The organism is Bacillus sp. ISO11 (assembly GCF_003458115.1).
GTDB lineage: Bacteria > Bacillota > Bacilli > Bacillales > Bacillaceae_G > Bacillus_A > Bacillus_A cereus.
In genome coordinates this window covers 71,305-85,343 of the sequence record NZ_QXCO01000018.1, presented here as the reverse complement: position 1 = coordinate 85,343, position 14,039 = coordinate 71,305, and the positions used below count along the sequence as shown (strand labels likewise).

Genomic DNA, 14,039 nt, shown 5'->3' with positions numbered 1-14,039 from the left:
TAAGTTTGTACTCATAGTATGGATGTTACCTAGAAAGATATACAAAATAATAATTTGTAAATTTTGTCAAAAAAACTTATTGATTTCGTAAATTATGAAATAAGAGTAATCGTTGTATTTTTAAGAAAACAGGCCAAACTAAGGAGGATATTAAATATAATTTTCTCATTGTAGCCTGCTACTTGTAGGCTAATTATTAGCTTCTTATATAGGATTTATTGAAATAAAAATGAAATCGGTAGCAACTTTATAGTTCTATTTTTAAGTAGGGATGGAGTGGGCACTCCTATGTCTGGATAGGTTGCTCTCTTCACTCTAAAAAAGAGAGGCTTTAAACGATAAAGTATGGAGGAATCATAATGGGGATTTGCCCGCTTTGCAACGCATTAGAATCACAAACATATTCTTGTCAAAATTGCCAAAGTATACTCCAAGATTATGGGAAGTCTGTAGATTATATAGACAATTATAGTGCCTATATGGATCAAGAATTATTAAGTGCAGTAGATGGTTTAACGCATAATAATTCAAATGAATATTGCAATCATATTTTTTATTGCGGAGTATGTAATGTGGAAACTGAGGTTGTAGTAAAACTTGTGTAAATAGAAAACTTCCACCTTATTATCTAGGTGGAAGTTTTTGTTTTTGCATTTGTGAGTGAATCATAGGAGAAGGGATACATTCGGTGTTTGATGAAGTCCCGGATTTTATTTGGGACATTTTTTCTTTTGTATCACGTAAAGAATGTTCAGTTAAGTAGATGGCATATTCGTAAAATAACTGGCGTGTCAGTTCACTTTGTTCTTTTAATTTGGCATCTTGGAATACAGTTCGCCCAGGTTTAGAGTTGGCTTCAAATAACCACGGATTTTCCTTTGTGTCTAAACCGATATCGAAACCAATCTCACCGATGTTTCCAGTTACTTGCTCGTCGAGTGCATAACTTATTTGCAGAGCTGTTTGTTTTAATTTATTTTCAATTTGAACTTGCTTCGTTGAATCTGGAAAAAGCTCTTGTAGCAATTTTGTATTACCGCCGCTATTTACATGCGTTGTTAAACTGCCTTTGCCGGCGATTTTGGCGACGATTGCACTAACTATCCAATTACCGAAATGATTTTTATTTGTATGAATGCGGAAATCAACAGGTTGACCATCAAAGCGAAGTAACGAAATACCTTGCTGTACGATAAACTTTTTTAAATCATGCCCTTTTAATACGTGGTTTAGAAGAGTTTCTAATGATTGATACTTTCTTAGTTTATTTTCTTCATTTTCGCGATAACGACAGTAGTAGCAATTCTCTGTTTGAGAATAAAATATTTGATGAATATTTCTACCGAAGCTCCCGTGTATTGGTTTCATGTACACAGATTTATACGTGCCAAGAAACCGTTCTACTTGTTCAAAATGCTGAAATGCTTCTGTGTTTGGTAATAAGGGTCTAATTGATTCGTCTTTCATAAGAAGTTGATGAACTTCCCATTTGTTGAAAAAACCTGGGTTAAACCATGGAATGGAGTAGTCTTGTTCTAATTTTCTTTTTGCTCTGACAATTGGTTTGTAATTTTCCGCTTGTCGATTCGGTAGTCGATCGTAAATGACGTTTGGTAAAGGAACCTTTTTCTTTATCCATTGTTTCTCTCGAAAGAAATATCCTTCAATTGTTTCTTCTTCCCAGTTTATATGTTGAACGCCAAAGACGAATACGAACGGTCGTAATGAGAATGGTGGTGTTAACAACTCACTGAGAGCAATTGAACGATTTCCTAAAGGATTAGAAGAATCATCGTTAAAGCCAGTTGTGAAAATGCCGATCAATGGTCCGAAAATAATCGTTTGGTTTTGTGTGAATGCATGAATAGTAGTTGATTGAGGCAGTAAAAGTTTTTCGGCAATATGCTTTCCGATAATAATTTCGCGAGTAAAGGAATAATGAATTTTTACTTCTTCACTTGCTATATGACGTATGCCGAAGGAGAGGGATGTAATAGGTGGTGTAATAGAAAAAACGTAAGGTAAAGTAATGCTATTTGGATGTTCATCTGAAATATTTAATGTATATATATGTTCTTTCAAAATAGGTTTACCTCCTTTCATTATGGTGTAAAGCGACTGAATTTAAGTGGTCCGTGAAATATCTTTTCAGCTAATGAATCACTATGACGAATGTATTGTTCGTAAGGAGGGATCGTGTTGACATACATAAGCCAGATTGCACCTTTTTGATCCATAATTGTGGAAAGTTCTAGTTCAAATAACGAAGAATAAGACTGATCTAGTGTTTGGAATACTTCATTTATAATGTCGTGTAAAGCGTCGTGCAATAGTTGCACACCTGTACTAGATAGTACGTATTTAATTTTTGAAAATGAATGCAATGAATCATCGTCCGTTGCTGAGGGTAAAAGCTGATTAGGAAATGAGCTTTTTTGTATAAATTGACCGATAACATTCCAAGTTTGTTCTTTGTTTTTTTGCAAAATAGTTCGAATGTGCAGTGGATATGTTAATTGATTTGGTGGTTGTAGCATAGTGTGCGCTATGTAACGTGATGAACGTATGTTAGATTTACACCAAGATATAAATTCGTCTGTGCGTTTGATTGGAATAGAAGTATGGTATTTTTCATTTACTGTATCGATATGAAACCTTTTATTTTTGTAAGCGACTCGATATAAGTTATCTTTAGAATGTATATTAGTGGGGCGTATAATAATATCTTTAGTTTTTAACAACAGTTTGAAAATGTTTTGTATCGTCGCAATTTCAAATTTTGGTATATAAGGAGACAGTTTTTTATTAGTGAGAAATAAATCATGTAGTTCACTTGAATTAATAAGTGTGTTATTTAAAAAGGTAGTGGAAGGACGATTGTGCAAAGAGTGAATAATTGATTTTGTTTTTTCAAAGTCTGTTTCCTCGTGAAAAGAATAACGATCATATATATAAGAAGGAATAGGGAATGTTTGCCTTTTCCATTTTCCTGTATCTGTATCGTAAATAAGACCAGAAACAAGGTCTGTTTTAGGATCAATACAAAATGGCGTAAACTGGGCAACGACATTATGATAAAGCCGAGCGCGTTTAGCGATTTCGGTGTAATACGTTTGCTCATAATGAAGTTTAGAAGTTAAAAGGCCGAGAACCAACGAAATCACTCCTTTACTACTATTTGCATAATAGGCGAAGCTATATATTGCAAATACGTTTTTATACCATTATACTTTTGTCCGTATGATGATATGCTATAGTTTTGGAGAAGTGAAAGGTTGATTGTAATGAATATATGGTTAAATATGTTAACGACGACAGGGCTCGGAGCAATTATTGGAGGATATACGAATCATCTAGCGATAAAAATGTTATTTCGTCCTCATCGTCCTATTTATATCGGAAAGTTTCAAGTTCTATTTACACCAGGGTTAATTCCGAAGCGGCGTGATGAACTTGCTGTTCAATTAGGAAAAATGGTTGTAGAACATTTGTTAACACCAGAAGGAATCGGAAAAAAGCTAACAAATGAAGAGTTTCAAAAAGGTTTAATTCACTGGGCGCAAGTGGAAGTGGATAAAGTAATTACGAATGAACAATCACTGCGATATATGTTAGGAAAATGGAATGTAGCACATGTAGAAGAAGAAGCGACTCGAAAAATCGAACATGTGATTACAGAAAAAATTCATGCATTTTTAGCAGAGTATTATACATATACATGGGAACAGGCTTTACCTCATTCTGTACATGAAAAGATAGAGAATGCGATTCCGAATGCCTCGGCGTTTATTTTAGAGCGAGGAATTAGCTTTTTTGAAAGTGAAGAAGGGAAAGCGCGTCTTTCAAAAATGATTGATGATTTCTTTGCTTCTCGTGGAACGCTACTTAACTTAGTTGGGATGTTTTTAGGAAATGTAAGTGTTGTGGATCGTGTGCAGCCAGAAGTTATTAAGTTTTTAGGGCAAGATGCTACAAAGCAGCTTTTAACTGACGTACTGCAAAAAGAGTGGGAAAAGTTAAAAGGAAGAGATGTAAAAGAATTAGAAGCATTTGTAGAGAAAGAAATGATTGTAAGCTCCGTGCTGCCAGCAGTTAAAGTAGAGGAAACAGTGAGTAAGTTTTTAAATCAATCTGTTCAGCAAGTATGTGAACCAGTTCGAGAAACAATTATTGAAAAAGTGGTTCCAAGTGCAGTAACGAAAGGCTTAAAGTGGGGAACAGAAAACGTAGAGAGTATACTAAACAATCTACACCTTGCGGAAATTGTCCAGCAAGAAGTGTCTACATTCTCAACAGAAAGATTAGAAGACTTAGTTCTGTCTATTACGAAAAACGAATTGAAAATGATTACGTATTTAGGAGCGTTATTAGGCGGAATGATCGGGCTCGTACAAGGATTGTTACTATTGTTTCTTAGATAATAAGGTGAGTACATAGAAATAAAAGTGAAATTTCTTCACATCTCTTGCATAGTTTGATATGGTAAGAAGAGGTGCGTATGTAAATGCACTGAAAAGGCAGTGCGTATGAAAAGCGCTAGCCTTCTAAAGGAGGAAAAATAAAATGACAAAGAACATTCATGATGTTGCATATGAATTACAAAAAGCAATCGCTGAAAACGATGACTTCAAAACTTTAAAAGAGAGCTACGCAGCAGTTCAAGCTGACACAGCTTCAAAGAACTTATTCGATGAGTTCCGTACAATGCAACTTAGCCTACAACAAAAAATGATGCAAGGCCAAGAAATCACTGAAGAAGACAACCAACAAGCACAAGAAGTTGTAGCTCGCATTCAACAAGATGCTAAAATTACAAAATTAATGGAAACTGAGCAACGCCTAAACGTTGTAATCGGTGACGTTAACAAAATTATCATGAAGCCACTTGAAGAATTATATAGCGCGCAACAACAAGCGTAATAGTGGAAGACGCTCCTAGCGGAGCGTCTTTTTTGTTTAGGGAATTTAATAGTTATATCACAAAAACTCCGTTTCAAAATAGCCATTTCTTATTGATTATTTTGAAAGGGATATGTAACACATCGGTTAATTTTTTTTATTGCTGTTAATTGAAGTTTTAATATTTTTTTCGTTCAAAAACTTTTCAATTTCTTTTTGTTTCCTCCCATTTATTTTCTCAAGGCGTTTCGTAAAAGAAAAATTGGCATTGAATAAGTTACCATCTTGGGCGAGTTTGTCTAATTCTTGATCTAGCTCTACGAAAATATCCGTAGATGATGACATAAATTCATAGATTTCTTTTGAAGGTTTTTTATAATCATTAGGTAAATTATTATTACTAATAAACTCATGGAAATTCATATCGTTTTGTTTCGCTAAATCAATTAGTTTTTGTAATTTTTCTCGGTCAGATTCAGTGAAATTCTTATCAGAATTTGTTGAAGCGAGAGGGATTATATTTTCAGATAACTTCCAACTATAATCTATATAATTTTTTATATTTTGTTTCATTTCGTCTTCACTAATAGTTTGATTTTTCTTTGAGGAACTAAATATATTTTCTGGAACTTTAATAGCAACATCTTTGATAGATTGTACATCATTTTTTTCCTTAGGCTGTACACTGTTTGAACAAGCTGATAGAAATAACATTGTAAGTAACATGAGTGGATATAAAATATATTTTTTCATAGTAATCTCCTTTTACATTCATTAGTATCTTTGTAAAATAGCTAAATTCCATTTTAAATACTTAACTAAAAGTGAGTATATATGTTTTATCATTTGATAAGATATGACGGATATTAGTAAGCCGATGCAAAAAGCTATGAATACATTGTAAACATCAGAATAACTGATTTGATGAAACCCTTTAAAGAATCCTAACCCTATTAATAATATAGGTGAAATAATTAATAACGGTGTAGCAATTATAAGTGCTAGAAGAAGTGGTAATAGAAAGAGTAATACGAAAAAGGCGATAATGATACAGATAAAGTTTAAAACACTTAAGCTCATAACAGAAAACAGTGCTGTCATAATGTTTTTTAGGCTGCGCCTATTGTCAGCGTTGCTTATTGCATATGAAACGTTAAGTTCTTTAGCGATAGTTTTAGGGTTTCCTAGTTTTTTAGAAATTTCCTCTTCAGATATTCCATCTTGTTTACCACTAATAAAATGAGTTTCGTACTCCGAGATAATATCCTTCTTTTCTGAATTAGGCATATTCTGCAGAGAGGAACTAAGTTGTTCCAAAAATCCACTTTTGTTCATAACAATCACTTTCCTTTATAAAATGATAAATTACAGCTGAGAGTCCTATCTTCTTTCTAAACAGCACAATCTGTATCTACCTTTTGAAGGGTGTATATTAATCGTAAATGGAATTACAAATAATGGTTATTCCATTATTTACAAATATATCATTTGCTATTGTTCTTTGCAAGGTACTATAAATTTGTTAATAATGTGAATAGGTGGAAGTATTTTTGTACATTTTTAGAAGAGATATAAAAATGTTATTTTAAGATAAACAAAAGGTTGTAAGCGCATTCTTTAAATCTTGTCAAAATAATATCGAATTCATATTGTTGGAAAAATAATGCATTTGTAATATAATGATAAATGATACTTCACCACATTAATTAACTAGGTGAAATTAAAAATCTTTATTACACAAATTATGAAACAAAGGAATGATTAGTTTGAGTACAGGTGTAAAAGTAAACGACGTGAAGACAAAAACAAAAGGAGCAGATCTTGTTGTTGATTGTTTAATTAAACAAGGTGTTACACATGTTTTCGGTATTCCAGGAGCAAAGATTGACTCTGTATTTGATGTATTGCAAGAAAGAGGACCAGAGTTAATCGTTTGTCGTCATGAACAAAATGCAGCATTTATGGCAGCTGCTATTGGTAGATTAACAGGGAAACCGGGCGTATGTCTTGTAACTTCAGGGCCAGGGACATCAAATTTAGCGACAGGTCTTGTTACTGCGAATGCGGAGAGTGATCCCGTTGTTGCTTTAGCTGGTGCAGTACCGCGTACGGATCGATTAAAACGTACGCATCAATCTATGGATAATGCTGCACTATTCGAACCAATCACAAAATATAGCGTAGAAGTAGAGCATCCTGATAATGTGCCAGAAGCACTTAGTAATGCATTTCGAAGTGCGACTTCCACAAATCCGGGAGCTACTTTAGTAAGTCTTCCGCAAGACGTTATGACTGCGGAAACAACTGTAGAGTCTATCGGTGCGCTTTCTAAGCCACAGCTTGGAATCGCTCCCACAAATGATATTACATATGTAGTAGAAAAAATAAAATCAGCGAAATTACCAGTTATTTTACTCGGTATGAGAGCGAGCACAAATGAAGTGACGAAAGCTGTTCGTAAATTAATTGCGGATACAGAACTTCCTGTCGTTGAAACATATCAAGCAGCTGGTGCGATTTCACGTGAGTTAGAAGATCATTTCTTCGGCCGCGTTGGATTATTCCGTAACCAACCAGGTGATATTTTACTAGAAGAAGCAGACCTTGTTATTTCTATCGGTTATGATCCAATCGAGTATGATCCAAAGTTCTGGAATAAACTTGGCGACAGAACGATTATTCATCTTGACGACCATCAAGCAGATATCGACCATGATTACCAGCCAGAGCGTGAATTAATTGGTGATATTGCCTTAACGGTAAATAGCATCGCGGAGAAATTACCGAAACTTGTATTAAGTACGAAATCAGAAGCGGTATTAGAACGATTACGCGCAAAATTATCAGAACAAGCAGAAGTTCCAAATCGTCCTTCAGAAGGTGTTACGCATCCACTTCAAGTGATTCGTACACTTCGTTCTTTAATTAGTGACGATACAACCGTTACATGTGACATCGGTTCCCATTCTATTTGGATGGCGAGATGTTTCCGTTCTTATGAACCACGTAGATTATTATTTAGTAACGGTATGCAAACGTTAGGTGTTGCACTTCCTTGGGCAATCGCAGCGACTTTAGTAGAACCAGGTAAAAAAGTAGTTTCCGTATCAGGTGACGGTGGTTTCTTATTCTCAGCGATGGAGTTAGAAACGGCAGTACGTTTAAATTCTCCAATCGTCCATCTTGTTTGGAGAGACGGCACATATGATATGGTTGCATTCCAACAAATGATGAAATATGGCAGAACATCCGCTACAGAGTTTGGCGATGTTGATCTTGTGAAATATGCGGAAAGTTTCGGGGCGTTAGGTCTTCGTGTTAACACGCCTGATGAATTAGAAGGGGTATTAAAAGAAGCATTAGCAGCAGACGGCCCTGTCATTATTGATATTCCAATTGACTATCGTGACAACATTAAATTAAGCGAAAAATTATTACCAAACCAATTAAACTAATGGAGGCAGATTTGAGATGACTGTTGCGCAATTAATTGATATTGATGCAAAAAAAACGAAAACGAGTAATGAAGTATATCAAACATCTACAATGCTTGCGCTATTAGATGGTATATATGATGGTGTAATTAGCTTTGAAGATTTGAAAAAACATGGTGACTTCGGCATCGGCACATTTGATCAATTAGATGGTGAAATGATTGCATTTGATAATGAATTTTATCATTTACGTTCAGACGGTTCAGCGGAAAAAGTAGAGCCAGAAGAAACAACACCGTTTGCGACTGTAACGTTTTTTGAAAAAGAAATGAGTTATACGGTAGAGCGTCCGATGAATCGTGAAGAAGTTGAAGCGTTATTACATGAATTAATGCCAAGTAAAAACTTATTTTACGCTATTCGAATGGACGGTACGTTCCGTGAAGTAAGAACGAGAACTGTTCCAAGACAAGAAAAACCGTATACACCACTCGTTGAAGTGACGAAATCGCAACCAATCTTTTCGTTTGAAAATACAGAAGGTACGCTTGCTGGATTTTGGACACCAGATTACGCACAAGGTATTGGGGTAGCTGGATTCCACTTACATTACATTGATGATGAAAGAAGCGGAGGCGGACATGTTTTCGACTATGTTGTAGAAAACTGCACGATCCAAATTTGTCAAAAAGCTCATATGCATTTAGCACTTCCAGAAACAGCAGATTTTATGGCGGCTGAATTATCAAGAGAAAATTTAGAGGATAATATTGCAACTGCGGAAGGTGCAGAGTAAGAGGGAAAGACTGTTCCATTTTGGAACAGTCTTCTTTTATTCGTAATGTTATTATTTGTCGATAAATCGATATTTCTTGTCGAACCGTTGATATATTGTAAGTTACGATAGATATATTTGAAAAATCGTTGATATCGCTTATTTCTTTGAAACAAACGGATGCCCCTCATAATAAAAACGCCACGGATAATGTACAGCTTCTTCTGCATAGTCGATATTAATACGAGGTCCTGCTGTTATTTTATATTGTGATGATATGTGTTCTTCTTTTGGAACTAATTCAATATGTAACGTATCACTTTGTAACGATACGCCGCGTTCTTTTAAAGTGATGCCAAGTGCACGGCATAGTTTGCCAGGACCGTTCGTTAAATTTTTGTACTGCGCTTTTGTAATTTCGGTCTTATTGTAGCGCGCTAGTTTTATTTCTTCTATTCCATCTACTGGCTCAAGAGCTCGAATGAGAACACCTTGCGGGGTGCCCACTGGCGCTGTAATAACGTTAAAGCAATGATACATACCGTAAATTAAATATACGTAAGCATGCCCTGGTGCACCAAACATAACTTCTGTGCGATCTGTTCGTCTGCCTCCGTAACTATGTGCGGCCTTATCATCTGGGCCTTTATATGCTTCTACTTCTACAATGATTCCGCTTCGCTTTATTCCGTCTACAATATGAACAAGTTTTTGCCCGAGTAATTTTTTTGCGACTTCTAACGTATCGCCTTCATAAAAGGAAGGAGGTGCCTGCATTGTACTATCTCCTTTACTAAGTGTATATGTATATAGTAAACCAAATTTTCAGTAGTAATTCTAACTCGTTCTATTTATCGGGTTTATTTCATAAATTATGGATAGAGTACAACAGCGAAGAGGGGGAGTGCGACATGATTTATCGCTTACTAGCTCTTAATATAGATGGGACACTACTATACAACAATGGAAAAATTGCAAAAGGATTAAGAGAAACAATTGAATTTGTAAAAAGAAAAGATGTATACGTTACGTTATTTACGAGTCGTAATTTTCAATCCGCTCATAAAGTAGCAAAGGCGTTAAAATTAGATTCTATATTAGTGACACATGGTGGTGCTTTCGTTTCAGCAACGTTAGATAAGCCGTACGTTCAAAGAAGATTGTCTGAAGAGAAGACTTTTAACATTGTGCAAGTGTTAGAGCACTTTGATTGTAACGTACGTATTTCTCATGAACGGTTTTCGATAGGAAATCGTGAGAGAAATACACCAAACTTAATTGCGCGCACTGTATTATCAAGCGCAGATCCGTTATTTTATCCAGTTCAATTTGTAGATTCGTTAGGTGATGCGCTTCGGGACCATCCGGTAGCGGCGCCAAAAATTGATGTTCTTTTCCAAAGTAAAGGTGAAAAAGAAAGAGGACTGAACACATTAAGAAAAGCATTCCAAGATGTAGAGTATGTTGAATGTGATTCAAAACGAATAGAAATTTTACCGCAAAATGTATCAAAGTTACGTGGATTACAATTGCTTGGAGAGCATTTAAATATTTCGCTAAATGAAATGGTTGCGATTGGAGATAGTATGGAAGATTTAGAGGTTATTGAAAACGTGGGACTTGGGGTAGCGATGGGGAACGCGCCTGTAGAATTAAAGCAAGCAGCAGATTGGATCACACGTACAAATAGTGAAAACGGTGTAGAGTATATGATTAAAGAGCATTTCCGTAAGCAATTCCCGCTTCCGTTTTTGAAGAATCATAAAAATACACCGAAACGATGAAAGAAAAACGTAGCTTTTTGGCTACGTTTTTTTGTTTATCTTATTAAAAACAGTGAAAGCGTTTTAAAATATGAATTGTGTATGAAATCTATACAATTCACTTGAATCCTTTAGAAAACTAATGTAAAGTGGATGATGTTGCCAAAACAGTTACACCACATGAAATATTCTTCAGATTAATTTTATTGGGCTCCCATACGTAAAAGTATTTCCGCATGACAGTTTAGTTCACGTATTATTTCAAAAATGAATTGTAGCAATCTTATTAAGTAGTTGTAGTGTTTCTTTGTTTTATTTAAATGGATTATTTTAAGTTAATGTGAGTAAGGTTTGGTACATATGATATGTACTTCTTTTTGTGGTTTTAGGAAGTTTAAAAGGGGGAATGAATTTCTTGAGGAAATCATTTAATCAAAAAATTAAAAAGTTAAGTAGTAGTTTAATAGTTGTATTACTAATATGTATGAATTTTTTAATCCATTTACCATTTAAAGCAGAGGCAGCTACAACAGAATTAAAAGGTTTAGGTGATGTATCTTATTACAACGCCATCATTTTTGGAGATCATAGTGCAACGAGTGCGGATATTGAAGGTGCGATGGCTGTTCAGAAAAATATGAACGCATCAAGTTATACAGTCGTAGCGGCTGCAACTGGAGCAAATAACTTAGCTGGAGCAACTTGGGTAGATGAAGGATATCCATCATTATTACTAGGCGGTCAATTTACGAAAGCGGGAGCAGGACAAGTAATTATTCAAGATGGAACAGTGGCGATGACAAAAGACGGTGACCCAGATGGCGCAATGAAAACATCATATGACCGTATCTCTTATAAAGAGCAAGCGGAGATTGATGCTAAGTTTAAAGAATTTAGAAAAGACGTTGATGGTGTAATCGGGGATGCAAGTAAACTACAGACTGATAAGCCAAAACCTAATATGAGCTTTGGCATCGGTGAAGATGTAAATAACCCTAATATTTATGTCTCTTCAGGATTAGAAGGGCAAGAACCATTCAATGTAAAGGATGTTTATCTTCCAAATGTAAGTAACAAAGATTTTATTGTTATTCATTCAGATGCAGAAGAAGTTAATTTTGGTGGCGGTGCAATCCTGTATGATACGACAGATAAGGGCGGGTTCACATTAGTTAATACCTCTCAAGCATATGACCCTAATTCCTTCTTCACTGAGTTAGCTAGTAAAGTCATTTGGGTGTTCCCTAATGCTAAAAAGATAACAACTAAAGGTTATGGTGTAGTAGGTAGTGTGTTTGCACCTAATGCAGTTGTAGAAACAAAAGGTGGTTCTATTAATGGACAAGCCTATGTTGGAGGATTACACCAAAGAGATGGTTTTGAGGTTCATAACTTTAAATTTAACTGGCCAAAGTGGAATAAGCCAGCAACTGAAAAAGGACATTTACAAATTAAAAAAGTTGATGAAAACGATGAAAACATTGTTTTAAAAGACGCAAAATTTGATGTTATAGACAAAGATAATAACGTTGTGGCTACTGTTACAACAAACGAAAAGGGTATTGCGGAAGTTAAAGATTTACCACTTGGTGACTATTTTGTAAAAGAAATAAATGCACCAGAAGGATATATAAAAGTTGATACACCAGTCAAAGTAACAATTGATAATACAAACGTAATTGAACTTGTTATGAAGAATACGAGAAAAGTAGAGAATGGCCAATTTAAATTATTGAAAAAAGATAGTGAATCTGGTCAACTTCTACCAGGTGCAAAATTTGATGTTATCGATAAAGATGGGAAAGTTGTGGAAACAATTGTTACAGATGATAAAGGTGAAGCCTTATCGAAACAACTTCCAGTTGGAAGCTATACATTAAAAGAAGTAGAAGCACCGAAAGGATATGAATTATCATCTAGTTCAGTTTCTGTTGATGTAGAGGCTAATAAAGTAGTGACTGTAGATGTGGTGAATAAAAAGATCCCCGAAAAAGTAACAGGTCAATTTGAAATCGTGAAAGTAGATGCGGAAGATAAAACGAAAGTATTATCAGATGCAGAATTCGAAGTGTATAAAGATGGTAAAAAAGTAGATACGTTACGAACAGATAAAACTGGTAAAGTAGTTTCACAGAAATTAGAACCAGGAAAGTATACATTAAAAGAAACGAAAGCACCACAAGGATATAAATTGTTAAAAGAAGAAATTGAAGTCGTTGTGGAAGCAAACAAGTTAGTAGAAGTACAAATAGAAAATGCGAAAGAACTAGGAAGCTTACAAGTAATCAAAAAGGATGCAGAGAGTGGAACAGTTCTAGCAGGTGCAGAATTTAAATTAAAGAACGAAGCTGGTCAAGTAGTTGGAGAAGCGAAAACAACGAATAAAGAAGGTGTTGTGAAATTCGAAAACTTAGTGCCAGGAAAGTACACGTTAGAGGAAACAAAAGCGCCAGAAGGTTATAAGGCGTTAGAAGTAACAGTAGAAGTAAACGTTGTAGCAAATGAAGTAGTAAAACAAGAAGTTATGAATGAAAAAGTGAAAGAAGAAATTACAGGTCAATTAGAAATTACAAAGGTAGATGCCAATAATACAAATAAAACTTTAGCAGGCGCAGTGTTTGAAATTTGGAAAGACGGAACAAAAATCGACACATTAACAACAAACAAGAGCGGTAAAGCGACTTCTAAGAAGTTAGAACCAGGAGATTACACTTTAAAAGAAATCCAAGCGCCAGAAGGATATACTTTATCCGATAAGGAAATGAAATTTACGATTTCTAATGAAAAAATTGAAGTTGTAAAGCTTCAAATTACAAATGAAAAAGATACAGAAAAAGGTCCGGAAAAACCAGGTGAAGGAACAGAAAAGCCAGGCGAAGGAACAGAAAAGCCAGGTGAAGGAACAGAAAAGCCGGGTGAAGGAACAGAGAAGCCGGGTGAAGGAACAGAAAAACCAGGTGAGGGAGTAGAAAAACCTAATTTACCAGAAAAAGGACAAGGTTCTTCTAATAATCAACAACTTCCAGCTACAGGACACAATACGAATTACGTTCCATTCATCGGTTTTATGCTTCTGCTATTAGGAATACGTTTAAGATTCATGGCTAAAAATAGCTAAAAGATGTATAAAAGGCATCAGAGATATATAATCTCTGATGCCTTTTAAGT

General features: G+C 35.1%; 12 protein-coding genes. 7 read left to right on the top strand and 5 right to left on the bottom strand.

Annotated features, from left to right (window positions below; all coding sequences use genetic code 11):
• The first annotated feature begins 359 nt into the window (after window positions 1-359).
• On the top strand, window positions 360-605 hold the full coding sequence (locus D1166_RS19060) for a hypothetical protein (RefSeq protein ID WP_097856513.1): 246 nt from the start codon (window positions 360-362) through the stop codon (window positions 603-605).
• A gap of 19 nt (window positions 606-624) precedes the next feature.
• On the opposite strand, the gene D1166_RS19055 is transcribed toward D1166_RS19060, so the two are convergent.
• Together D1166_RS19055 and D1166_RS19050 are read right to left on the bottom strand one after the other, a co-directional pair.
• Window positions 625-2,082 (bottom strand): YheC/YheD family endospore coat-associated protein, encoded by a 1,458-nt coding sequence (locus tag D1166_RS19055; protein WP_097856512.1) that lies wholly within the window; start codon window positions 2,080-2,082, stop codon window positions 625-627.
• Between the two features lie 20 nt (window positions 2,083-2,102).
• Complete coding sequence (locus D1166_RS19050; RefSeq protein ID WP_097856511.1) at window positions 2,103-3,155, bottom strand: YheC/YheD family endospore coat-associated protein; 1,053 nt, start codon at window positions 3,153-3,155, stop codon at window positions 2,103-2,105.
• A gap of 129 nt (window positions 3,156-3,284) precedes the next feature.
• Here D1166_RS19050 and D1166_RS19045 point away from each other — a divergent pair, with 129 nt between their 5' ends.
• Together D1166_RS19045 and D1166_RS19040 are read left to right on the top strand one after the other, a co-directional pair.
• Entirely contained in the window at window positions 3,285-4,421 is a 1,137-nt protein-coding gene (locus tag D1166_RS19045) for a DUF445 domain-containing protein (RefSeq protein WP_118043384.1), read from the top strand.
• A 142-nt stretch (window positions 4,422-4,563) separates the two neighbouring features.
• Window positions 4,564-4,920, top strand: a complete 357-nt coding sequence (locus D1166_RS19040) for a YlbF/YmcA family competence regulator (protein ID WP_000164610.1) — start codon at window positions 4,564-4,566, stop codon at window positions 4,918-4,920.
• 126 nt (window positions 4,921-5,046) lie between these two features.
• Here D1166_RS19040 and D1166_RS19035 read toward each other — a convergent pair whose 3' ends face one another.
• Together D1166_RS19035 and D1166_RS19030 are read right to left on the bottom strand one after the other, a co-directional pair.
• Window positions 5,047-5,652: an NDxxF motif lipoprotein gene (locus D1166_RS19035; protein WP_097856509.1), complete on the bottom strand. Its 606-nt coding sequence runs from the start codon at window positions 5,650-5,652 to the stop codon at window positions 5,047-5,049.
• A 21-nt stretch (window positions 5,653-5,673) separates the two neighbouring features.
• Entirely contained in the window at window positions 5,674-6,234 is a 561-nt protein-coding gene (locus D1166_RS19030; RefSeq protein WP_001043093.1) for an HAAS signaling domain-containing protein, read from the bottom strand.
• A gap of 431 nt (window positions 6,235-6,665) precedes the next feature.
• Between D1166_RS19030 and alsS the strand changes: the two genes are divergently transcribed.
• A complete protein-coding gene (gene alsS, locus D1166_RS19025) occupies window positions 6,666-8,354 on the top strand; it encodes an acetolactate synthase AlsS (RefSeq protein WP_097856508.1) in 1,689 nt (562 codons plus the stop codon).
• Between the two features lie 16 nt (window positions 8,355-8,370).
• Complete coding sequence (gene alsD / locus D1166_RS19020; RefSeq protein ID WP_000215020.1) at window positions 8,371-9,129, top strand: alpha-acetolactate decarboxylase; 759 nt, start codon at window positions 8,371-8,373, stop codon at window positions 9,127-9,129.
• 138 nt (window positions 9,130-9,267) lie between these two features.
• Here alsD and D1166_RS19010 read toward each other — a convergent pair whose 3' ends face one another.
• A complete protein-coding gene (locus D1166_RS19010) occupies window positions 9,268-9,885 on the bottom strand; it encodes a DNA-3-methyladenine glycosylase (protein ID WP_001148797.1) in 618 nt (205 codons plus the stop codon).
• 134 nt (window positions 9,886-10,019) lie between these two features.
• Here D1166_RS19010 and D1166_RS19005 point away from each other — a divergent pair, with 134 nt between their 5' ends.
• Together D1166_RS19005 and D1166_RS19000 are read left to right on the top strand one after the other, a co-directional pair.
• The gene (locus D1166_RS19005) at window positions 10,020-10,892 is read left to right on the top strand and encodes a Cof-type HAD-IIB family hydrolase (protein WP_118043378.1); all 873 of its coding nucleotides are present in this window, start codon (window positions 10,020-10,022) and stop codon (window positions 10,890-10,892) included.
• 394 nt (window positions 10,893-11,286) lie between these two features.
• Window positions 11,287-13,989 carry an MSCRAMM family protein gene (locus D1166_RS19000; protein WP_118043377.1) on the top strand — a complete coding sequence of 901 codons (2,703 nt, stop codon included), beginning with the start codon at window positions 11,287-11,289 and terminating at the stop codon, window positions 13,987-13,989.
• The last annotated feature ends 50 nt before the right edge of the window (window positions 13,990-14,039 follow it).

What these genes read in the sequence shown, in the direction of transcription:
- D1166_RS19035 (WP_097856509.1), bottom strand. Translation starts at nt 5,652, where the DNA reads ATGAAAAAATATATTTTATATCCACTCATGTTACTTACAATGTTATTT.
- D1166_RS19060 (WP_097856513.1), top strand. Translation starts at nt 360, where the DNA reads ATGGGGATTTGCCCGCTTTGCAACGCATTAGAATCACAAACATATTCT.
- D1166_RS19030 (WP_001043093.1), bottom strand. Translation starts at nt 6,234, where the DNA reads ATGAACAAAAGTGGATTTTTGGAACAACTTAGTTCCTCTCTGCAGAAT.
- D1166_RS19040 (WP_000164610.1), top strand. Translation starts at nt 4,564, where the DNA reads ATGACAAAGAACATTCATGATGTTGCATATGAATTACAAAAAGCAATC.
- D1166_RS19045 (WP_118043384.1), top strand. Translation starts at nt 3,285, where the DNA reads ATGAATATATGGTTAAATATGTTAACGACGACAGGGCTCGGAGCAATT.
- D1166_RS19010 (WP_001148797.1), bottom strand. Translation starts at nt 9,885, where the DNA reads ATGCAGGCACCTCCTTCCTTTTATGAAGGCGATACGTTAGAAGTCGCA.
- D1166_RS19005 (WP_118043378.1), top strand. Translation starts at nt 10,020, where the DNA reads ATGATTTATCGCTTACTAGCTCTTAATATAGATGGGACACTACTATAC.
- alsD (WP_000215020.1), top strand. Translation starts at nt 8,371, where the DNA reads ATGACTGTTGCGCAATTAATTGATATTGATGCAAAAAAAACGAAAACG.